Source organism: Salegentibacter holothuriorum, assembly GCF_900168045.1.
GTDB lineage: Bacteria > Bacteroidota > Bacteroidia > Flavobacteriales > Flavobacteriaceae > Salegentibacter > Salegentibacter holothuriorum.
In genome coordinates, this window is the sequence record NZ_FUYY01000001.1 from 81,045 (window position 1) to 102,745 (window position 21,701).

General features: G+C 36.5%; 21 protein-coding genes. 9 read left to right on the forward strand and 12 right to left on the reverse strand.

The window, feature by feature from the left end:
• Positions 1-72: 72 nt before the first annotated feature.
• From B5X51_RS00385 to B5X51_RS00405, 5 genes are all read right to left on the reverse strand, one after another.
• Positions 73-492 carry a DsrE family protein gene (locus B5X51_RS00385; RefSeq protein ID WP_079718888.1) on the reverse strand — a complete coding sequence of 140 codons (420 nt, stop codon included), beginning with the start codon at positions 490-492 and terminating at the stop codon, positions 73-75.
• A 34-nt stretch (positions 493-526) separates the two neighbouring features.
• Entirely contained in the window at positions 527-943 is a 417-nt protein-coding gene (locus tag B5X51_RS00390) for a sulfur reduction protein DsrE (RefSeq protein WP_079718889.1), read from the reverse strand.
• 32 nt (positions 944-975) lie between these two features.
• Positions 976-1,383, reverse strand: coding sequence for a DoxX family protein (locus B5X51_RS00395; protein WP_079718890.1), 408 nt, complete (start codon positions 1,381-1,383; stop codon positions 976-978).
• A 60-nt stretch (positions 1,384-1,443) separates the two neighbouring features.
• On the reverse strand, positions 1,444-1,797 hold the full coding sequence (locus B5X51_RS00400; RefSeq protein WP_139374810.1) for a hypothetical protein: 354 nt from the start codon (positions 1,795-1,797) through the stop codon (positions 1,444-1,446).
• Between the two features lie 212 nt (positions 1,798-2,009).
• Complete coding sequence (locus tag B5X51_RS00405) at positions 2,010-3,002, reverse strand: aldo/keto reductase (protein ID WP_079718892.1); 993 nt, start codon at positions 3,000-3,002, stop codon at positions 2,010-2,012.
• Between the two features lie 208 nt (positions 3,003-3,210).
• Here B5X51_RS00405 and B5X51_RS00410 point away from each other — a divergent pair, with 208 nt between their 5' ends.
• The gene (locus B5X51_RS00410; protein ID WP_079718893.1) at positions 3,211-4,101 is read left to right on the forward strand and encodes a sterol desaturase family protein; all 891 of its coding nucleotides are present in this window, start codon (positions 3,211-3,213) and stop codon (positions 4,099-4,101) included.
• A 24-nt stretch (positions 4,102-4,125) separates the two neighbouring features.
• Positions 4,126-5,472 (forward strand): MBL fold metallo-hydrolase, encoded by a 1,347-nt coding sequence (locus B5X51_RS00415; RefSeq protein WP_079718894.1) that lies wholly within the window; start codon positions 4,126-4,128, stop codon positions 5,470-5,472.
• Positions 5,473-5,655: 183 nt separating this feature from the next.
• Here the strand turns inward: B5X51_RS00415 and B5X51_RS00420 are convergent, their stop codons facing one another.
• Positions 5,656-6,069: a PepSY-like domain-containing protein gene (locus B5X51_RS00420; protein ID WP_079718895.1), complete on the reverse strand. Its 414-nt coding sequence runs from the start codon at positions 6,067-6,069 to the stop codon at positions 5,656-5,658.
• A 166-nt stretch (positions 6,070-6,235) separates the two neighbouring features.
• Here B5X51_RS00420 and B5X51_RS00425 point away from each other — a divergent pair, with 166 nt between their 5' ends.
• The 6 genes from B5X51_RS00425 to B5X51_RS00450 all read left to right on the forward strand — a co-directional run bounded on the left by B5X51_RS00425 (position 6,236) and on the right by B5X51_RS00450 (position 12,037).
• Entirely contained in the window at positions 6,236-6,721 is a 486-nt protein-coding gene (locus B5X51_RS00425) for an acyl-CoA carboxylase biotin carboxyl carrier protein subunit (RefSeq protein ID WP_079718896.1), read from the forward strand.
• A 49-nt stretch (positions 6,722-6,770) separates the two neighbouring features.
• Positions 6,771-8,213 carry an acetyl-CoA carboxylase biotin carboxylase subunit gene (accC, locus tag B5X51_RS00430; protein ID WP_079719647.1) on the forward strand — a complete coding sequence of 481 codons (1,443 nt, stop codon included), beginning with the start codon at positions 6,771-6,773 and terminating at the stop codon, positions 8,211-8,213.
• 130 nt (positions 8,214-8,343) lie between these two features.
• Entirely contained in the window at positions 8,344-9,885 is a 1,542-nt protein-coding gene (locus B5X51_RS00435; RefSeq protein WP_079718897.1) for an acyl-CoA carboxylase subunit beta, read from the forward strand.
• 163 nt (positions 9,886-10,048) lie between these two features.
• Positions 10,049-10,951, forward strand: a complete 903-nt coding sequence (locus B5X51_RS00440) for an NAD(P)-dependent oxidoreductase (protein ID WP_245828681.1) — start codon at positions 10,049-10,051, stop codon at positions 10,949-10,951.
• A gap of 105 nt (positions 10,952-11,056) precedes the next feature.
• Positions 11,057-11,614: a YeeE/YedE family protein gene (locus tag B5X51_RS00445; protein WP_079718898.1), complete on the forward strand. Its 558-nt coding sequence runs from the start codon at positions 11,057-11,059 to the stop codon at positions 11,612-11,614.
• 9 nt (positions 11,615-11,623) lie between these two features.
• On the forward strand, positions 11,624-12,037 hold the full coding sequence (locus B5X51_RS00450; protein ID WP_079718899.1) for a YeeE/YedE family protein: 414 nt from the start codon (positions 11,624-11,626) through the stop codon (positions 12,035-12,037).
• Positions 12,038-12,076: 39 nt separating this feature from the next.
• Here B5X51_RS00450 and B5X51_RS00455 read toward each other — a convergent pair whose 3' ends face one another.
• Complete coding sequence (locus B5X51_RS00455) at positions 12,077-12,703, reverse strand: trimeric intracellular cation channel family protein (protein WP_079718900.1); 627 nt, start codon at positions 12,701-12,703, stop codon at positions 12,077-12,079.
• Between the two features lie 253 nt (positions 12,704-12,956).
• Between B5X51_RS00455 and trxB the strand changes: the two genes are divergently transcribed.
• On the forward strand, positions 12,957-13,949 hold the full coding sequence (trxB, locus tag B5X51_RS00460) for a thioredoxin-disulfide reductase (RefSeq protein WP_079718901.1): 993 nt from the start codon (positions 12,957-12,959) through the stop codon (positions 13,947-13,949).
• Positions 13,950-14,098: 149 nt separating this feature from the next.
• Here trxB and B5X51_RS00465 read toward each other — a convergent pair whose 3' ends face one another.
• The 5 genes from B5X51_RS00465 to B5X51_RS00485 form a co-directional block, all read right to left on the reverse strand.
• Positions 14,099-15,067, reverse strand: coding sequence for a Gfo/Idh/MocA family protein (locus B5X51_RS00465; RefSeq protein ID WP_079718902.1), 969 nt, complete (start codon positions 15,065-15,067; stop codon positions 14,099-14,101).
• 49 nt (positions 15,068-15,116) lie between these two features.
• Complete coding sequence (locus tag B5X51_RS00470; RefSeq protein ID WP_079718903.1) at positions 15,117-16,823, reverse strand: sodium:solute symporter family protein; 1,707 nt, start codon at positions 16,821-16,823, stop codon at positions 15,117-15,119.
• Between the two features lie 105 nt (positions 16,824-16,928).
• The gene (locus B5X51_RS00475) at positions 16,929-19,418 is read right to left on the reverse strand and encodes a PIG-L family deacetylase (protein WP_079718904.1); all 2,490 of its coding nucleotides are present in this window, start codon (positions 19,416-19,418) and stop codon (positions 16,929-16,931) included.
• Between the two features lie 169 nt (positions 19,419-19,587).
• Positions 19,588-20,127 (reverse strand): mechanosensitive ion channel domain-containing protein, encoded by a 540-nt coding sequence (locus B5X51_RS00480; protein ID WP_079718905.1) that lies wholly within the window; start codon positions 20,125-20,127, stop codon positions 19,588-19,590.
• A 396-nt stretch (positions 20,128-20,523) separates the two neighbouring features.
• Positions 20,524-21,492: a DUF438 domain-containing protein gene (locus tag B5X51_RS00485; protein ID WP_079718906.1), complete on the reverse strand. Its 969-nt coding sequence runs from the start codon at positions 21,490-21,492 to the stop codon at positions 20,524-20,526.
• Between the last annotated feature and the right edge of the window lie 209 nt (positions 21,493-21,701).

The window sequence follows — 21,701 nt, forward strand, 5'->3', positions numbered from 1 at the left end:
ATGTTAAATGTTGTTTTTCTTAATTTTAATCAACCAGTACGATTAGCAGTTTTAGCTATAAAAGCTAAGATCTTAAAGCTCTATACTGTAATAATTTTTATTCTTCTGCAATTGTATAAGATGGGTAAAAGCATGGTTAACCATCTTTATATGTGGGTGTAAATCTTTTGGATTAATGTTCAGGTGGTTTATAGAAAGTTTACAAACATATATTTGTACACCGGCTGCTTCGGCTTTTGTGGTATAGCTGGTCATCTTCTCGCTATTTGTAAGCCCTTCTACATTACTTCCGTAGAGTACTATTTGGAAATCACCAAACTTGTTGCCGTCTTCTTTTTCTAAAGCTTCAGCGGTAAGTATAATGGGTGTTAATTGTGGAATCTTTGAGGTTAAAACCACATAGTTGTTCTTATTGGATTCTGGTTTCGTTTGTGCAAAACCAGAAACCCCCAAAATTATTAATATGAATAGAATTCTTATTTTATACTTCATCTCTAATATATTATTTCGTTAAAATCAAATTCTTTTAAAGTTCTATACTGGTATATCCTTTTTTCTGAAGTTGAAAATTATAGAGAATGCCATTCTCAACAACTTTCATTTCAAACGGAATTTCTTTATAATCTACACCAAATTTATTCAGGGAAAATCCGCAAGCCTTTAGGCTAACATTGGCTTTATTTGCTCGTTTTATATATTTTTCCATTTCTTCTTTATCGGTTAAGCCTGTTACGGTTTGGCCGCAAATAATAACCTGGAAATCACCAAAATGCTGTGCATCTTCTGCCTGTAATTCTTCTGCAGTAATTAAAATGGGTTGTAACTGCGGAATTTTCTTGGTTAAAACCACATAATTATTCTTTTCAGTATTGTGATTTTGAGCATTTGTAGTTATTGAAAACAGCATAAAAAAAGCTGTAAAGATTAAAATTGAATTTTTCATTTTTTATAAATTTTTATGGCTGAAACAGCCGGTTAATTTTTTGTTGTTTCTTGATTTTTAAAATTGTTGAGTATAAAAAACAGGAGTCCGCCGGCAATGGCAATATTTTTGAAAAGTGGCCCCAGACTGCTAATTTGCCCTAGCTGTATGGTAAGGGTAATGGGAATTAGAACTACCAGTAAGCTTATAGCTGCCCAACGCGTTTTGAAGCCTATAAGCAGGCCAAAACCGGCAATAAGCATAACAACGCCAGAGAGAATAACCAGCAATTCCAGATTTCCGAAGTAGTAGGCAATCCCTTTAAAATTAGCCTGGTCTATTCTTTTTACTGTTTTTTCAATATTGAATAAATGGTGTAAACTAGCAACGAGAAATATCCCGCTAAGCATCACCCGAAATAATTGTATAGAGTGACGACTCACTAAAATTTGTGAATTCATTTTGATTAAGAATTAGTGAATAAAAATAACTTCCGAAGTTATCTCCGGAATTATATATGTTTATGCCATTAATGCCTTTGGAGGCGGATAATCTTTAGAAAAGTAAATAGAAATTATAGCCGGATTCAAATAATTGAAGTCGTGGAAATTGTTCTCAACTTCATTGTTAGGAAATTCAGAATTAATAAAGTAAAAGAAAGTGGTACAAATTGCATCACTATTTATTACCAAAACAGAAGAATCCTGACTTAAAATATCATCAGATGCTTGTTGATCATTTTTCTTGCAAAAGGGGTTTACCAGTGCAATTCCCTCAGAATTAAGCACACTATTAAGCACTCTTGCATCCAGCATAAGGAATTTTCCGAAGAAAACTACGGTAAATAAAATTGCTATGTAAGTTTTGAATCGCATCTAATCGGCGAATATAAATTAAACCAAAGAAGATAATTGTTACAAATGTTACAAAGTTTTTTAGTAGAGATTCTAATTCCTGGTTTTGTTGCTCTTATCTAGCAACAAATGAAAAAACTTCTTCTGGGTAGGTCCAAGGAGCATCAAATATGGATTATTGAATAAAAGCCACGAATATTTATTTAAATTTAGCTTGTTCGGAGCTTAAAATTTTAAGCTGGTATTTCAGCTTTTTCTTCAATTAAATTTTGCTCTTTTAAATCTGACCAGAATTCTTCCGGTATTTTTTCATCCAGAGCTTTCATATTTTCCTTAACCTGTTCGGGTTTGCTTGCACCGGCCAGCACGGTATCTGCCGCTTTTGGAGCTAAAGAGAATTGCAAGGAAGCCGCAACAAGGTTAACTTTATGCTTTTCGGTAAGCTTCAGGATTTTTTTGTAACGATCGCTAATATCTTCAGGCATTTCACCCGCGTAGTTGTAACGTTTTTGTCCGGCTAGAAGCCCTGCGTTAAAAGGAGCAGCATTTATTAAAGCGGCGTCACTTTTTTCTATGGCCGGTAATAAGCGTTCTAATGCATCTTTGTGATGTACCAAAGAATATTGAATAGCAGAAAGAAATACATCTGGTTTTGCGATCTCTAATGTTTTTAAAATAGGTTCTATGGTATTTACTCCAAGTCCCCAGGCTTTAATTAAGCCTTCTTTTTTCAGTTTTTCCAGCTCTGGCATAGCACCGGTTTTTGCTACTTCAAAATGATCTTCCCAGGTTACTCCTTCTTTATATTCTCCATTATGATCTGGTGAGAGGTCGTGAATAAAGACATAGTCTAAATAAGAAACTCCTAACCTTTGTAAACTGTCTTCCACAGAGCGCCTTACAGCCTCAGCTGAATAATTATAGCTATAATCAAAAGGCGAGGGTTCTTTCCACATCACTTCGGGAATACTTTTAGTCGGTTTTAAAATCCGCCCCACTTTACTGGAGAGTATGTAATCTTCTCGTTTTTTACTGCTTAAAAAGTGGCCAAAACGCCTTTCACTTAACCCCAGCCCATACCAGGGAGAAGTATCGTAATATCTTACCCCGGCTTCCCAGGCTGCATTTAATGTTGCTTCAGCTTGCTCATTACTTATAGGTTTGAATCCCTGACCTATGGCCACGCCACCTAATCCATAACTGTATTTCAATTTTATCTTACTCATAACATTAAATTTTTATTTTTTCATCTAAACTAAAATTACGCAGAAATGTTTGCAGTAGTTGTTATTTAACGCAAACTAACATTAGATCGTGTTAGTATGTTAAAGTCTTCTAATATGATTTTCCACGTTCGTTTATCAACAACTGTAACAAAAGTTACTGCCATAAGTGTAAGATTATTATATTTTTGCTGCAAGAAATTAAAACTAGTTGGAAAAGTACTTTAATATTATAGTCAATTCTTTTACCGGATACTTTAATTATTTGGTAAATGAAATTAGTAATCCGTCCTGGACCAATTATTTTTATTGGCTTATAGGCTTGTCGCTTTTAGTTTGGATACTGGAAATAATAATCCCCTGGCGGAAAGACCAGAAGGTTTTTCGAAAAGGATTCTGGCTGGACACGTTTTATATTTTATTTAATTTTTTCCTGTTTTCACTGGTAGGTTATAATGCGATCTCTAATGTGGCTGTAGAGTTATTTAACGACTTCCTGGGCATTTTTGGAGTCACTAATATTATAGCTGTAGAAGTTCAGGATTTCCCGGTTTGGGGGCAGTTGCTTATAATGTTTGTGATAGCAGATTTTATACAATGGAACGTTCATCGGCAATTGCATAAACAGCCCTGGCTATGGGAATTTCATAAAGTACATCACAGTGTTAAAGAAATGGGTTTTGCAGCGCAATTTAGATTTCATTTTATGGAAACTATAATCTATAAATCGGTGCAGTATATTCCGCTGGCAATGATAGGTTTTGGAATTCAGGAGTTTTTTGTAGTGCATATGTTTGCAGTGTTTATTGGGCATTTAAATCATGCCAATGTTGGCTGGAACTATGGTGTTTTCGGGTACCTTCTCAATAATCCTAAAATGCATATTTGGCATCACTCGAAGGCACTTCCTGAAGATAGACCAAATGGGATGAACTTTGGTTTAAGCCTTAGTATTTGGGACTATTTATTTGGTACGGCATATATTCCGCAGGAAGGAAAAAATATAGAGCTTGGCTTTGAAGGGGATGAAGAATTTCCTGAAGATTTTAAAAGTCAGATGACTTTTCCATTCAAAAAAGATAACACACAGAAATCAACTTAATAACAATAAAAAAGAGTATATAAAATGAAAATAAAACAATTTAAAGACGACCCATTAGCGCATTATTCTTATGCTCTTGTTAGTAATGGAGAAATGGCTGTGGTAGATCCCAGCCGTAATCCTATGCAGTATTATAAGTTTGCTGAAGATAACGGAGCAAAAATTGTAGCAGTGTTTGAAACGCACCCGCACGCCGATTTTGTAAGTGGACATTTACAAATTCAGGAAGAAACCGGGGCTAAAATTTATATTAGTGAAAAAGTAGGAGTAGATTATTCACATACTGCTTTTGATGAAGGCGATGAAGTGAAAATAGGGAATGCAAGTGTAAAAGCTTTACATACTCCAGGCCATTCACCAGATAGTTTAACCTTTATTGCTGAAGAAAAGGACGAAACCATTATATTTAGTGGAGATACTCTTTTTATAGGGAATGTGGGAAGACCAGATTTACGAGAAAAAGCCGGTAATATGAAGGCGAAACGTGTAGAGTTGGCAAAGCAGATGTATAATACGATGCAAACCAAATTTAATCATTTGCCAGATGATACTGTAATATATCCCGCTCACGGAGCAGGTTCACTTTGTGGAAAGAATATGAGTGATGCTTCTTCCAGCACATTGGGCAATGAGCGTCAGGGCAATTGGGCATTTAAAGATCAAACTGAAGAAGAGTTTGTAGAAGAGATCTTAAAAGATCAACCTTTTATTCCTTCTTATTTTGGTTTTAATGTAGACTTAAATAGAAAGGGAGCCTTAAATGTTCAGAAAGCAAAATATGGAGTTCCAGTAAAACTGAATGTAGCTTCAGCACCTGAAGAAGGAAAAACTGTAGTAGATGCCCGTGATGGTAATGTTTATAAAAAAGGACATTTGCCAAACAGTATCAATATTATGGCTCGCTCTGAAGGTGATAAATATGAAACCTGGCTGGGTGCTATTATAGAACCTAATGAAGAATTTTACCTGGTAGTTGAAAGCGTAGATCAAATTGATGATTTGCTGGAAAGAACAGCTAAAATAGGTTACGAAAAGCAGATGAAAGCCGTGCTTACGCTATCTGGAAAAGTTTCAAAATCTTCAGATGACTTTAATCTGGAAGATTTTAAAGAGCATAAAGAAAAATATACTATTGTAGATATTAGAAATGCCGGGGAAGTTGCCGAAGGTAAGATCTTTGAGAATGCTAAAGCAATTCCTTTAAACGAGTTAAGAGACCGTGCAGATGAGTTGCCGGAAGATAAGCCATTTATGGTACACTGTGCCGGTGGATATCGCTCTGCAGCCGGAAGCAGTATTCTTGAAAACAAATTTAAGAACACTAAGGTTTACGATTTAAGCGAAGCGATTAAAGAATTTAGCGACAAATAATTTTAGGTACTTATTTTAATCAAAATAAGGCTGTCTGAAAAGGTTTTACAACCGTCATCCTGAATTTATTTCAGGATCTAACATATTGATAATTTGATAATATGTTTGAAGCTGAAACGAGTTCAGCTTCACGAAAATAGACTTTTCAGACGGCCTCTTTTTAATTTTTGAAGGAAATATTTTTTAATCTATTTCTACAAAATTTCCTTCTGAATCAAATTCTAGTTCTTCTCCACTTTCCAGTTCAACTTCGTGTCCTTCTTCATCCATTTCATATTCTAAAATCTTAATATTTGGATGGTTTTTAGTAATATAACCCGCAATATTAAGCGGTAATGCTGATGCAGGAATTCCGTTTTTACACTTTATCTCAGTTGGCTGATTATTCTGGTCGAAACTAAGTTCGGTACCTCCAGACATTTTAATTTCATAAGTTTCCCAATAGTCTCGTTTATCAACTTCTACAGTTTTAATTTTTTCATTCGGAAAAAGTTGCGAAACATAGGCCGATACCATTTCGGGTAATTCAGATTTTTGAGCATGCCCAAAAGTGAGTCCGAAAAATATCAATAAGCCTGTTATAAATAATTTTTTCATAATTCTTAGTTTTTTGGTTTTACTCTAAAATAAGAAATGTAATTCAGGTTTATTTTAAATTTTTGTGAATTTATATCTGGTAATTCTGATTTATCTTAAAACTAGTTTCAAACGATTTTCTATATTTACAAAACAAGCTTCAAATTAGATTTGAAAAAAACGTGATATGGAAAAAAAATATAAGGTTAAAGTAAATGATTCTTATGAATTTGAATTTACCAAAGACCAAATTGCTTCTTTAGATACGCAGCAAATTAAAGATAAGCATTATCATCTATTAAAGGAAAATCGCAGTTTTAAAGCTGAGGTTTTTACCGAAAATTTTCTTCAACGACAATACGATATCAAGATCAATTCTAATACTTATAAGGTAGCTATTTCCAACGAGCTGGATTTGCTCATAGAAGAAATGGGACTTTCTCTTGGTACTGCACAAATGATTAATGATATTAAAGCACCAATGCCGGGACTTATTCTGGAAGTAAATGTAGAAGAAGGAGCTGAAGTGCGGGAAGGTGATTATCTGCTTGTTTTGGAAGCGATGAAAATGGAGAATACACTTACTGCCCCCAGGGACGGAGTGGTTAAATCTGTTTTGATCAAGAAAGGCGAAACGGTAGAAAAGAATCAATTGTTAATTGAAATGGAATAAGCCCCCTAACCCCAAAGGGGGAATTAAATTAGAATTCAAAATCATTAAAATGAAAAAAATATTAGTTGCCAATAGGGGAGAGATTGCGCTAAGGGTAATGAAAACCATTCAAAAGATGGGAATCAAAACCGTAGCTGTTTTTTCTACAGCCGATAGGAATGCACCCCACGTAAAATTTGCCGATGAGGCGGTTTGCATAGGAGAAGCGCCTTCTAACGAGTCTTATCTTAAAGGCGACAAAATAATTGAAGTAGCTAAAGAATTAGGTGTAGATGGGATTCATCCCGGTTATGGCTTTTTAAGTGAAAATGCAGGTTTTGCCGAGAATATAGAGAAAAATGGCATTACCTGGATTGGCCCCGGATCTAAGGCCATTAAAATTATGGGAAGCAAACTTGCAGCAAAAGATGCAGTGAAAGCTTACGATATCCCCATGGTTCCAGGAATAGACGAAGCCATCACCGATCCTGAAAAAGCTAAAAAAATTGCTAAAGAGATCGGATTTCCTATTTTGATAAAAGCCTCTGCTGGTGGTGGAGGAAAAGGAATGCGTATTGTTGAAAAAGAAAAAGATCTTGAAGATCAAATGAAACGTGCCATAAGCGAAGCTGAATCGGCTTTTGGAGATGGTTCAGTTTTTATTGAGAAGTACGTTTCTTCCCCGAGGCATATAGAAATTCAGATTTTAGCAGATTCTCATGGAAATTATTTCCATCTTTTTGAGCGGGAATGCAGTATTCAGCGTAGGCATCAAAAGGTGGTAGAAGAAGCTCCTTCGGTTGTTCTTGATGACAAACTGAGGAAGCAAATGGGAAAAGCCGCGGTAAAAGTAGCCAGGGCTTGTGATTATGTTGGTGCCGGTACTGTAGAATTTTTATTCGATGAAAATAAGAATTTCTATTTCCTGGAAATGAATACACGTTTGCAGGTAGAACATCCCGTAACCGAATATATCACCGGGATTGATCTGGTAGAACAGCAAATTAAAGTTGCCAGGGGCGAAAAGTTAAAGTTGCTTCAGGAAGATTTAAAGATTAGAGGGCACGCGGTAGAACTTCGAGTTTATGCGGAAGATCCTATGGATAACTTTATACCAAGTGTAGGAAAACTTGAAAAATACACTATTCCTAAGGGCGAAAATATTCGGGTAGACAATGGTTTTGAAGAAGGGATGGAAGTTCCTATTTATTACGACCCGATGTTGGCGAAATTAATTACCTATGGAAAAACCCGGGAAGAAGCGATTCAATTAATGATAAAAGCCATAAAGGAATATGAAGTTGAAGGAGTAATGACCACGCTTCCTTTTGGAAAGTTTGTTTTTGAACACGAAGCCTTTAGAAGTGGGAATTTTGATACGCACTTTGTAAAGAAATATTATTCCGCCGAAAAACTAGAAGATGAGATTCAGGAAGAAGCAAAACTTGCTGCCCTGGTGGCCTTAAAAAAGTATCTGGAAGACAGGCAGCAATTGCGTATACCTCAAAACTAATGTTCCAATCTTTTTAAGTTGAGTAAATTACCTTTCGGCAAGTTCGCGAGGGATTAAATGTAAAAATTTTTGAATATCGAGGCTTGCCTCGAAGTATTTAAATCTCGATTATCGAGTAAAAAAAATATTGATGAGTCAGAATATAGAAAAGTTACAGGATAAAATTAAGCAGGCGCACCTTGGTGGTGGGGAAAATCGGATAGCTAAACAGCACGAGAAAAAGAAACTGACCGCTCGGGAACGTATAAATTATTTAATGGACGAAGGTTCTTTTGAAGAAATCGGGATCCTGGTCACCCATAGGACTACCGGGTTTGGAATGGAAGATCAAAAATTTTACGGCGATGGTGTGGTAACCGGTTACGGCACCATCAATGGGAAATTAGTGTATATTTTCGCTCAGGATTTTACTGTTTTTGGTGGTTCTTTATCTGAAACTCACGCAGAGAAGATCTGTAAAGTGATGGATCTGGCGGTAAAAGTTGGGGCACCAATGATCGGTTTAAACGATTCAGGTGGTGCTAGAATTCAGGAAGGTGTAAAATCGCTTGGTGGTTATGCCGATATCTTCCATAGAAATGTAAAGGCATCCGGGGTGATTCCGCAGATTTCAGCTATAATGGGCCCCTGTGCCGGTGGAGCTGTTTATTCTCCGGCAATGACAGATTTCACACTTATGGTTCAGGATACCAGTTATATGTTCGTTACCGGACCTAATGTGGTGAAAACGGTGACTAACGAGGAAGTAACTTCAGAAGAACTTGGTGGCGCTTCTACCCACGCCACAAAATCTGGGGTAACGCATATTACTTCCTTCAACGATATTGCCTGCCTTGAAGATATCAAGAAACTGGTGAGTTATATGCCCCAGAACAACAAAAAGGCACCGGAAAAACTTCCGTATAAATTAGGTGATGAAATAAGGGAAGAGCTTGAAAGTATTGTGCCCGATAGTTCTACCAAACCTTATGATATGCACGAAGTGATTAAGGGAATTATCGATCAAGATTCCTTTTTCGAAATTCATAAAGATTATGCCGATAATATTATTGTTGGTTTTGCACGTTTAGGCGGAAGAAGTGTTGGGATTGTTGCTAATCAACCAATGAGTTTGGCTGGGGTTTTAGACGTAGATTCTTCGAAAAAAGCTGCTCGCTTCACGCGTTATTGTGATTGTTTCAATATTCCATTATTAGTATTGGTAGATGTGCCCGGATTTTTACCAGGTACAGACCAGGAGTGGAACGGTATTATTTTAAACGGGGCTAAGTTACTTTATGCACTTAGTGATGCTACCGTACCAAAAGTAACCGTAATTACCCGAAAAGCCTATGGCGGGGCTTACGATGTAATGAATTCTAAACATATTGGTGCCGATCTTAATTTTGCCTGGCCAACAGCTGAAATTGCCGTAATGGGAGCTAAGGGGGCTAGTGAGATTATTTTTAGAAAAGAAATTAAAGAAGCTGAAGATAGCGAAGCAAAATTGGCCGAAAAAGAAGCAGAGTATGCCGAGACTTTCGCCAATCCTTTTGAAGCTGCCCAACGCGGATTTATCGATGAGGTAATAATGCCTAAGGAAACTCGCAGAAAACTACTAAAAGGCTTTAGTATGTTAGAAAATAAAGAAGTGCTGAGACCTGTACGAAAACACGGGAATATTCCTTTGTAGAAAAACTTATTTTCATTTAAAAAACAACAAACGTGTCTGAAATTACTACATCAAATATAAAATTCGAAAGAAAACAGTTAGAGTTGGAATTTGAAATTTCTCGAAGAACTTATGAAGGTGATATATTATTAAACCAGACCTATGACGAAACAATCCTTCCGGAATGGGAGTGATATTTAATAAAATTGTTTGTGTAGACCATACTAAACTCGAAGTTTGGGCTATAGAGGAGCTTCAGGAATACAGTAAAGCTGAGGTTGATGTTTATAGTGATAGTCCAGATTCTGAAAAGGAACTTTTAGAACGAATAGGAGAGGCGGAAGCTATAATCGTTTCCTGGAAAACACAAATTCCTAAGAGTGTTATTGAAAAATGCAGCCAGCTTAAATATATTGGGATGGCATGTAGCCTTTACGATGATGAATCAGCAAACGTAGCCTTAGATTTTGCAAGGTCAAAAGGAATTACCGTGAAAGGAATTTTTGATTACGGTGATCCCGGCGTTATAGAATTTATAATTTCAGAATTAATTAGACTATTGCACGGTTTTGGTGAAAATCAATGGCGAAAAATGCCGGTGGAACTTAAAGATAAAAAAATTGGGATAATAGGCCTGGGAACTACAGGGCAATTGTTAGCAGAAGCTATGTTGCCTCTTGGTGTAGATGTTTACTATTTTAGTAGAAGTAGAAAGAAAGACTGGGAAGCTAAAGGGCTTAAATATCTATCTTTATCAGAATTATTAAAAACTTCAGAAATAATCTCGCTTCACCTACCAAAGAACACCGAATTATTGGGAGAACAGGAATTTGAAGCTTTTGGTTCTGGAAAAATCTTGATCAATACTTCGCTCGGACTTCCTTTTGAAGAAAAAGCCTTTGTAAACTGGATAAAAGCTGAAGGTAACTTCGCGATTTTTGACGGCGATGGCGGTGCTTCGCTCTCTGAAGCTACAAGAGGAATGAGTAGGGTTGTCTCACATCAAAAAAGTGCAGGTTGGAGTGCCGAAACCCGGAGGCGTCTATCTAAAAAAGTACTGGAGAATTTAAAATCCTATTCTGCATAATTTAAACTTCACAGGTTGCGTAAATCGTAAGAATTTTCCTGTAACAATTGTTACTTTCTGTCTTCGAAAAATAAGCTTAATTTGCATTTCGAAAAAAAAAGAAATATGGAATGGATTTTTGAGCCGTGGCCCTGGTATGTAGCAGGACCACTTATAGCATTTATTATGTTTTTACTTATTTTTATAGGTAAAGGCTTTGGGATGTCTTCTAACCTTAGAACACTATGTACCCTATGTGGTGCCGATTCAAAATCTGATTTTTTTGATTTTGACTGGAAATCACAACGCTGGAATCTTATAGTAGTTGTTGGAGCAATAATAGGTGGGTTTATAGGAGCCAATTTTTTAAGTAATGATCTTAGTGTAGCCATAAATCCTGATACCATTACAGACCTGAAAGAATTGGGCTTTAATAGTGCGGGAGAAGCTTACCTGCCAACTGAACTTTTCACCTGGGAAGCCGTAGGCGGTGTCAAAGCCCTAATAATCCTTTTAATTGGTGGAATCTTAATTGGATTTGGAGCACGTTATGCCGGGGGGTGTACTTCCGGGCACGCAATTTCTGGCCTTAGTAACTTGCAATTACCTTCTTTAATAGCCGTAATAGGATTTTTTATTGGTGGTTTGGTGATGGTACATTTATTATTTCCCTTAATATTTTAAATTGAAAATATGAGAAGTATAGGATATTTATTGATAGGTATATTTTTTGGAATCGTAATGTTTAAATCTGAAGCTGCTTCCTGGTTTAGGATTTATGAAATGTTCCAGTTCCAATCATTTCATATGTATGGAATTATAGGTTCGGCTCTGGTTTTAGGAGTTATTGGTGTTCAAATTATAAAACGTAAAAATTTAAAGAATTTTTTCGGACAGCGCATTACATTTATTCCTAAGGAAAAAAGTTTTAGCAGGTATATGTATGGCGGAATTATATTTGGGTTAGGTTGGGCGCTTGCAGGTGCCTGTCCGGGACCAATATTCACTTTAATTGGCGCAGGATTTATGCCAATATTAATTGTTTTTGCTGGTTCTTTACTTGGTACTTTTTTATACGGATTGCTTCGGAAAAAGCTTCCGCATTAAAGAACAGCTTAGAGGAGTGAGCTTAATCCAGTTATAAGATTATTTTTTTTCCGATGAAATATAGAAATATGGGAGTGAGATATGATACTTTACTACTATTAACCTAATAGCAATTACAATTATTGAGGTGGTTAGGTATATAATATCCTGGTTAACTCCCAGATCGTGCATAATTACAAAAACCAATCCGCCAAAAATACAGGCGGTTGCATAGATTTCCTTTCTAAAAATAACCGGGATTTCATTACAAAGTATATCACGTATAACGCCTCCAAAAGTGCCCGTCATTGCACCTATGGCCACACAAATTATTGGATCCAGATTGTTTCTAATTCCTATCTCTACGCCGGTTATGGTGAATATTCCTAAACCAATGGTATCAAAAAGGAATAATGATTTTTTAAGATAATTAATTTTATTTCTAAAAATAATGGCTAAGATGGTTACTGCACCAATTAAGTATACATAAATGGTATTTTCCATCCAGGTAACGGGTGTGTTGCCTATTAAGGTGTCCCTTAGCGTACCTCCACCAATGGCGGTAACAAAACCAATAATAAAAATGCCAAAGAGATCAAGCCTACGATCCATGGCTGCCAATGAGCCAGAAATAGCAAAGGCTATGGTACCCAGGATATCTAGAATGTTAAATAAAGTTAGTTCCATCTACCCGATAATCGAGATTTATAAATTTCGGGGCTTGTCCCAAAATTAAAATGTTTTAAATGAATACCTCGCGATCTTGCTGCCAGGTGATTTTTAAGCAAAGGTAAATTTAATTATGAGAAGCCGATAATTTTTTATTTTTTATGAATTAAATCTATACCGTCAAATTATTACTGAATAGTAAAACTTAATTAGATTAGTGTAAGTTTATAGCTAAAGTTACTACTTTTGTAAAACAGAAAAACAATATAAAATGAGCGATAAATTAGAAAGAATAAAAACTTTGATTATAGGATCTGGTCCTGCGGGATATACAGCAGCAATTTATGCGGCAAGAGCCGATCTTAAACCTGTAATGTATACTGGACTTGAACCTGGTGGACAGTTAACTACAACTACTGAAGTAGATAACTTTCCCGGATATGCCGATGGTGTAGATGGCCCAAAAATGATGATGGATCTGCAAAAGCAGGCCGAACGTTTTGGAACAGAAGTACGGATAGGTATGATAACCGAAGTTGATTTTAGCGATAAAACCGGCGGAATTCATAAAGCTTGTGTAGATAATTCTACCTGGATTGAAGCAGAATCTATAATTATTTCTACTGGAGCTACTGCAAGATACCTTGGTTTGCCTAGCGAGCAACGTTTACGTGGTGGTGGAGTTTCGGCATGCGCTGTTTGTGACGGATTTTTCTATAAGGGTCAGGATGTTGCTATAGTTGGAGGTGGAGATACCGCTGCCGAAGAAGCAACTTATTTGGCTAATATTTGTAACAAAGTAACTATGTTGGTTCGTGGTGACCAAATGCGTGCTTCTAAAGCTATGCAACACCGTGTAACCAGTACCAAGAATATAGATCTTCGATATAACACTGAAGTAGATGAAGTGATTGGAGAACAAGTGGTAGAAGGCCTTAGGATGCTGAATAAAGAAACCGGTGAGAAAGAACAAATTGAAATCACAGGTTTGTTTATTGCAATTGGTCACAAACCAAATACCGATATCTTTAAAGAGAAGTTAACTATGGATGATACCGGGTATATTATTACCGAAGGTAAATCTACAAAAACTAATGTTCCGGGTGTTTTTGCTTCTGGTGATGTTCAGGATAAAATTTATCGCCAGGCTGTAACCGCAGCAGGAACCGGTTGTATGGCCGCTTTAGATGCTGAGCGTTACTTAGCAGTAGTAGAAAGTGAAGAAGGAGAAGAGGTGAAAACTACCAAAAAGGTGGAAGCTTAATTTCTAAAAAAATATAGAGAAAAACCTCACAGGTCAATAGGATTTGTGAGGTTTTTTTGTTTTCGGCAACTTTTATTAGCACAGTTTTTACTAATTGCAATCTATACAACTTAGATCCTGAAACCAGTTCAGGATGACGATTAGTTCTACTAATATTCCAAACCAATTTTAGTTCTAACCTTATCTAATAAATCAATTAACTGCAAACTTTTTTTAAAGCTCATTTCGGTGCTTTCGGTTTTGCCTTCATGCAGCATTTTCTGAACGTGTTCGGCTTCAAAATTATATCCGTTGGAATCTACTTTAAACTCTTTGGTTTCTTCGCCTTTGGGTGTTTGGATAGTGATGTTTGTGGGTTCGTGAAATCTGGTGTGTAAGGTGAGTGTAGCTTTTTCAAACTCAATAACTGCTGCAGTGGGTGTTTGTTTTATAATAGAACTTCCCAGTTCAGCTTTTACACCGTTTTTATATTCAAAAACCATATCGCAGTCTATGTCTATTCCGGTTTCGCTAAATTGTGCATTTGCCTCAATATTCTCTGGAACTCCCATTGCACTTAGCGCCATAAAAACAGGGTATATCCCAATATCCAGTAAACTGCCGCCACCCAGGTTTTTGTTGTAAAGTCGTTTATCAAGATCTACCGGCGCCGGAAAACCGAAATCTGCTTTTAGATTTTTGATCTTACCATATTTTTCAGACTCTATTAGATCAATTACATACTTAAAATGTGGAAGAAATTGCGTCCACATGGCCTCCATAAGAAATACATTTTCTTTTTTTGCTTTGGCAATCATTTTCTCCACCTGTTCTTTATTGATCGCAAAAGGTTTTTCGCATAAAACTGCTTTTTTATGATCAATGCAAAGAAGCGTATGCTCATAATGGAAAACGTGTGGTGTAGCGATATAAACTACATCTAGGCCTTCATCAGCTAACATGGTCTCGTAGCTGGAAAAGGATTTAGTGGCCGAATGTTCTTTTGCAAAATTTTCAGCTTTGGTCTGTGATCGGCTGGCTACGGCATATAGTTCTGCTCCTTCTACATCTTTTAATGCGGTGGCGAATTTCCCTGCTATTTTTCCGAGGCCAAGAATACCCCATTTTATTTTTTTCATCTTAAATAGATTTTAGTCTTTAATAAGTCGATTTAATAAATGGCCTTTATTAGCTATATTTTTTAATTTTATGTTCCGGTGTTTTTATAAATAATTCCAGAATTAAGGCAAGTGCAATAACCAATAAACATCCTGCTAGATTGAGCCATAAATAGGGCATAACATCAAATGTAAAGATGATTATAATTACAATTTGTGTGATTATAGCCGCAATAAAAACGGAGTTACTATTTACCGTTCTTATAAAAAACGCGAGTAAAAATATACCCAAAACATTTCCGTAGAAAATAGAACCAATAATATTTACAAGCTGAATAAGATTGTCGAATAAGTTGGCGAAACTCGCAAATGCAATGGCGATAATTCCCCAAAGCAGTGTAAACCACTTGGAAGCTTTAACGTAGTGTTCATCAGATAGATCTGTTTTCCTACTTCTTTTGTAAAGGTCTATAGAGGTTGTTGAAGATAATGCGTTTAATTCTGATGCGGTAGAAGACATGGCTGCAGAAAGGATTACAGCTAGTAGCAGCCCAATTAAACCTCTCGGGAGATTATTCAAAATAAAATGAATAAAAACATAATCTTTATCGTTGCTTTCGGCGTCTTCATCTGAAGCATCAATTAAATCTCTTGCTTTTTGCCTGGTTTCTCTTTCAGAAGCATTTAAAGAAGCTAGATTTTCTCGATAAGAGGAATTATTTGCTGGGGTGAAATCGTTGTTTTCAGCAAATTGCAAATGTAGGTTCTGTTTTTTATGCTGAAGTGCGTCGTGCTCCAGCATCAAATCTTCATATTGATGGCCATAATCTGAATTCAAAACGGTTTCAGTGGCCGCAGGATTAAAATTTAGTGGAGCATTGTTAAACTGGTAAAATACAAAAACCATGACACCAACAAGCAAAATAAAGAACTGTAACGGCACTTTAAGCATTCCGTTCATAATCATTCCCATTCTACTTTCCTTGACTGATCTGCCGCTTAAATAACGTTGCACCTGGCTTTGATCTGTTCCAAAATAAGAAAGCGCCAAAAAACCACCACCAATAATCCCACTCCAAAACGTATAACGGTTTTCAAAATCAAACGAAAAATCCAGAATATCCATTTTACCGCTGGCACCGGCAATTTCCAGGGCATTATTAAAATTAATATTTTCGGGTAAATAGCTTAGAATAATAAAAAATGCGGCAAACATCCCGGTAAGGATTACAGCCATTTGCTGCTTATGGGTAACACTAACTGCCCTTGTACCGCCGGCAACGGTATAAATAATTACCAGGGAACCTATAAGAATAGTAAGTCCCGAAAGATGCCAGCCTAAAACAGCCGATAGGATTATTGCAGGTGCAAAAATGGTGAGCCCTGCTGCCAGTCCTCGCTGAATAAGGAATAAAATTGCGGTTAATGTCCTGGTTTTTCTATCGAAACGAGATTCTAAATATTCGTAGGCCGTATAAACATTAAGCCTCTTGTAAATTGGTATAAAAAAAATACAAACCACCACCATAGCCAACGGAAGCCCGAAATAAAATTGCACAAAACCCATCCCATCGTGAAAAGCCTGTCCGGGCGTAGAAAGAAAGGTAATTGCACTTGCTTGTGTTGCCATTGTAGAAAGGCCAATGGTCCACCAGCGGGTTTCATCACCACCACGAATATAATCCCGGGCACCTTTGTTATGTCTTGTTTTGTATACGCCGTAGGCCACAATAAAGGTTAATGTGCCAAGAAGAATTATCCAGTCTATTAATTGCATATTATGAGAATAGGGACATTATGAAGTAAAAGATTAGAATATAAGCGGCATTGGCCAAAAGAACGAAGGTGTATGAGCGACTCCAGGTAAATTTTTTAGGTTTTTTCATTCTTTTCCTATTGAAACCATATTGGCAAAAAGTCTATAAGCACCGGGCACACCGGCAGGGAATTGCCTAAAAAAGCTTAGCCCGGTATAAATAAAATAACCTTCTCCGTATCGTGCTACCATCAAACTACCATTTTTGGGAGTTTCGTTTTTATCGTTCATAGAGAGGATTGGAGTAAATTCTTCACTCCAGGAATCCGGAAAATAGAGTCCGCGTTCCTGCACCCAATTTTCAAAATCATTTTCAGTGATATTGTTTGGAGAATTTAAGATAGGATGGTTTTCAGCTAAAAACCTAACTTCAGCAGTTTCATCGGTTACACGATCACGAGATAATTCCAGCGGTAGCGGCGATATATTTTCGGTCACCAAACCTCGATTGGTATTGTATTGCACAATTAAATTCCCGCCATTTTCTACATAATCAAAAAGGATTTGCTGTTTATATTTTAAAGCTTCAACAGTATTAAGTGCACGAATTCCCAATACTACGGCATCATATTTCTTTAATGAAGCCAAAGAAATCGTAGCAGCATTTAATTTGTTGACACGATAGCCTATTTGCTCTAAACTTTCCGGAACTACATCGCCGGCCCCTTCAATATAACCAATGAATTCGCCTTTTTTCTCAATCTCTAAGCGTGCAACTTTTAATTTTGATGGAACTACCAGGTTCTGCTTCGGAATATGTTTGTAATCTATAGAAATAAGTTTTTCTGAAAACTCTTTCCCATTTACCATTGCAATAGGTTTAATGTAAGTTTCATTCTGGTTCTTAGGTGGAATGGCCTGGAAGGATACAGTTTGTGAACTTCCTTTTTGCTGAAGCTGAAACTTATGGGTTTCAGGCTTAATTGTCCAGCCATCTCCGGCCGAAAGATTCACTTCACCATCAATATTTGCTTTTCCAGCAGTAAGTTTTACTAAAATATTCTTTGGCTTGTCGTTTTCAAAGATCATTATCTCGTCTTCAAAAGAAAGGGAGACTTCTGGTACAATCTCAAATGGCTGGTAGGTTTCTCCAAAAACAGGATCATTGTATTTATAGACAATAGGTTTTTCAAAGCTTAGCATAACACCATCAAAATCAAGATGAAAAAGTCCTTTGGTAAGCTTAGGTGTCTCGGGAAGACCTCTTAACTGTTGATCCTCTACTTTATACATCCCATTATTAGTATCCTCTTTTAGCCAATAAGGCGTTGTATAGACCGTATTTTCAGGAACTTTGAGCGTGATTTCATTTTGCCAGGTTTTGTTATTTTCCAGTTTAATCTCCTGCTGAATTTTTGCGTTATTCGGACTTAATTCTACGGAAGTTAAGTGAATGGGGAAATCACTTCGGTTAATAGCTTCAAGATTTACCACCACGCTATCCATTGCGGTAGCTGAAGCTTGATTTGCTACTGCCTCTAAAAATAAACCTGCGCTGGCATAAATGATATTTTTGATTTCTTTGGTTTTGAGTTCTCGCCAGTGATCATTGGGTAATTCCTGTATTAATGAATAAGCTTTTAAAAGTTGTGGTAAGCTAGCAGCCGGATCTTTAAAATTAAAATTTTCTTCAATTTGAGTTAAGATTTCACCTATTGCTGAACCGCCTTCTAATTTATCCCAGGAAGTATTAATGTTTTTAAAGACATTTTGCGAGCGGATGGTATCTCCTTTAATAGGTTCTAAGTATTCCATTTGGCTGCCACGGGAACCTGTACTACCAAAACCCTGAGATTGGTGTTGACTTCGGCTTAAAGAAGAAATTTCGGGGTTAGAAAGTCCGCGGAGTGGAAAATAGCCTCCGGTATCAAAACTTACAAATTGGTTTTTACTGGCTTCTTCAAAGGCTTCCTGCCCGCCATAAAACCAGGGAGACGTATTGAAATAAGCGCGTTTGGTTTGATGTATTTCGGTGAATTCTAATTGCTCGGGAAATCTGTTAGGATTTGCTGCGGCCTCAAAAGCTTCGAGACTTAGTATGGCAGAGGAGGTGTGGTGACCGTGAGTGGTTCCCGGAGTGCGATGATCAAACCGATTTATGATAACATCTGGTTTAAAATTTCTAATAATCCAAACCATATCACTAAGCACTTCTTCTTTATCCCAGATTTCCAGGGTTTCTTCCGGGGTTTTAGAGTAGCCAAAATCATTGGCTCGGGTAAAAAATTGTTCGCCGCCGTCTATACGTCGTGCCGCCAGTAGTTCCTGGGTTCTAATTAAGCCTAATTGCTCCCTTAATTGAGGACCAATGAGGTTTTGACCACCATCCCCACGGGTTAATGAGAGATAAGCAGTTCTTGCATTTCTTTCATTAGAAAAATAAGATATTAATCGCGTGTTTTCGTCATCTGGATGTGCTCCAATGTATAGAACGGCTCCAAGGAAATTTAGTTTTTTTATTTTCTGAAATATTTCAGCAGCGTTTAATTTTTTGGGTTGCTGTGCGTGTAAATTCAACAGAAAAAAACAACAAATGAAACTAAGTAGTTTGCGCATAGATCTCAAGACGATTAGATAAGGTTTTCAAATATAAAAACTTTAGCGTCTGAAGATAAGAATTTACTCGATAATCAAAGATTAAATGACCTGTGGCTTTTAGCAAATTAAAATATTGTCTCATCTAAACAGTGAGTTTGATCCAGGATAATAAACCAACTTTTAAGGCTTATAGGCTGCTTTTACCCTCATCAAGATAAACATCCTTTTCAACCAAAGAGACTGCTTTTTGCAGAATAAGGTTATTTGGATAAGTGATTAACTCTCCTTCCAAAGTCCTGAGGTGTAAGTGAAAAGCCTTTATGTCTTCAATAATAGCTTCAATAGGAAGATCTTTGTCATGAATCTTTATTTTATCTCCAATTTTATACGGAAAGGAAAAGAAAAGTATAATCCCAGAGGTGATATTGCTAAGAATTGACCAGATGGCAAAAAGTGCAACTCCCAGTACGGCAAAAACCGAAGAAAATATAAGGGAAAGTTCTGCAAAGCCCATTCCCCAGGAGATAGATAATAGGAAAACAGCAATGAGTAAAATAAGAATATTAATATACTTGAACATTAATTTTGTTCTGGTGAAGTTTATTTCACTGCGTTTACCAACTCGGTGTGCTGCCTTCTTTAATAGGAATTGAACAATTAATAAAACGAAAATCGTTGCTACCGTGTAAGAGATTTCGGTTTTATACGTGGAAAAAACTTCATACATAATCTAGACTAAATTTTGATACAAAGGTAATCTAAAAAGCCATTTTGCAATAAAATTTAAATAACAATTCTTGAGTTTGTTTTGTTGATGTTATAGTTTAATAATCGGATTATAAACGACTGTAAAACAAGTATATAAAATTTTAAAATACTGTTATTTTTATTTATAAAAATTTAATTTACTAATCTACAGCCTGGCAGGCAGTGTTGGGGCCTTATAGATATTCTAAATTTTCTATCCATAAAATTTTCTATCTCAATAATATTTTATCGACCCCATTTTGCCGGTGGGTTAACCAATTTGAAAATCTTCTTTTTACTCACTATGTGAGTTTTTAATAGATTGTATTTTCAGTAAGAATATATTCTCTATTAGTTTTTAATTTCTATCAGATGATTATTCCCAATTCAGTAATCGGTTTTCTCCTTCTATCTTTTTTATATCGGTGATATCCTGAGACATCTCTATTACCCCTTTGTATTTTTTTTCAGCATCTCTTACGGCAAAATATCGAATATAAATAAGCCTACCTTTAAAGTTGATCCAGAATGAGGCTTCATTTTTAGTGCCTTTCCTAAACTCCTCCAGGATTTTTAATACGGTTCCAACGCTTTTTGGCGGATGACAAAATTTTACCTCCCTGCCAATAATTCCCGCACTTCTGGGGAAAACTCTTTCCTCTCCACGGTTGTAAAAAATCACTTTGTCGTTTTCATCTACATAAGTAATATCCAGTGGCATTGTTTTTAAAAGCAGGTTAACCTGGTCTACACTCATATAACCTTCATCGTAATGCGCAGTGTTTTCCAGGTTAAAACTAAGCTCTCTTTTGGTAGTATCCTGACTTGGGTGAATATATTCCTCCTTTTTAGGGAAGGCAGCAGGGGTTTCAGTTAACATCCATCCGATTTCTTCCTCTCCCTTACGGACTTCTATCCAGTCTTTTTCTGAAAGAATTTCCAGGGCATTAGGGAAGAGCACATCTTCTTCTATTAGCAGCAAACGATGAATTCCGCTGGTTAAAAACCTGGCATCAGCTTCAACTTCCTTGAGTTCTCTATAAGTGATCTTTTTACGAAGTAATTTGAATTGCTCACGGAGATTATCGTGAAAAGACCACATACCCTGGCTGGGGCCGTTCCATCCTTTTTGCTCCAGAAAAGGGAATAACTGGTTCTCTTTTCGTTCAAAGCGTCTTTCAATACTTTGTAACTGGTTGAAAATATTATAATACTTCTGAGTTTCTTCAACAGGATTGGTTTCTTCCAGTTCCTTTAGTAGCAGTAGGATAAGCTCCTTTTCTTTAGAATAAATCTTTATCGGATGCCCTTCCGGAAGTGCGCTAATTTCTATGCTTGTATTCATTTTCTTTATTTTAAGGCAAAGTAAAGCTCCAAAAATGTGTTGAAATATGACTCTGGTCACAATGAGAAAATTGATTTTTTACTTTTTTTGCGGTGTTTTTTAATTGGCTTGAATTAACAGGTGGGGTACTTCCTGCATTCAAGTAAGTTACCTCGTGGCAATCCCAAGGGGCATTAAATTAAAAAAATGGAGTTCGAGGCATCCCGATG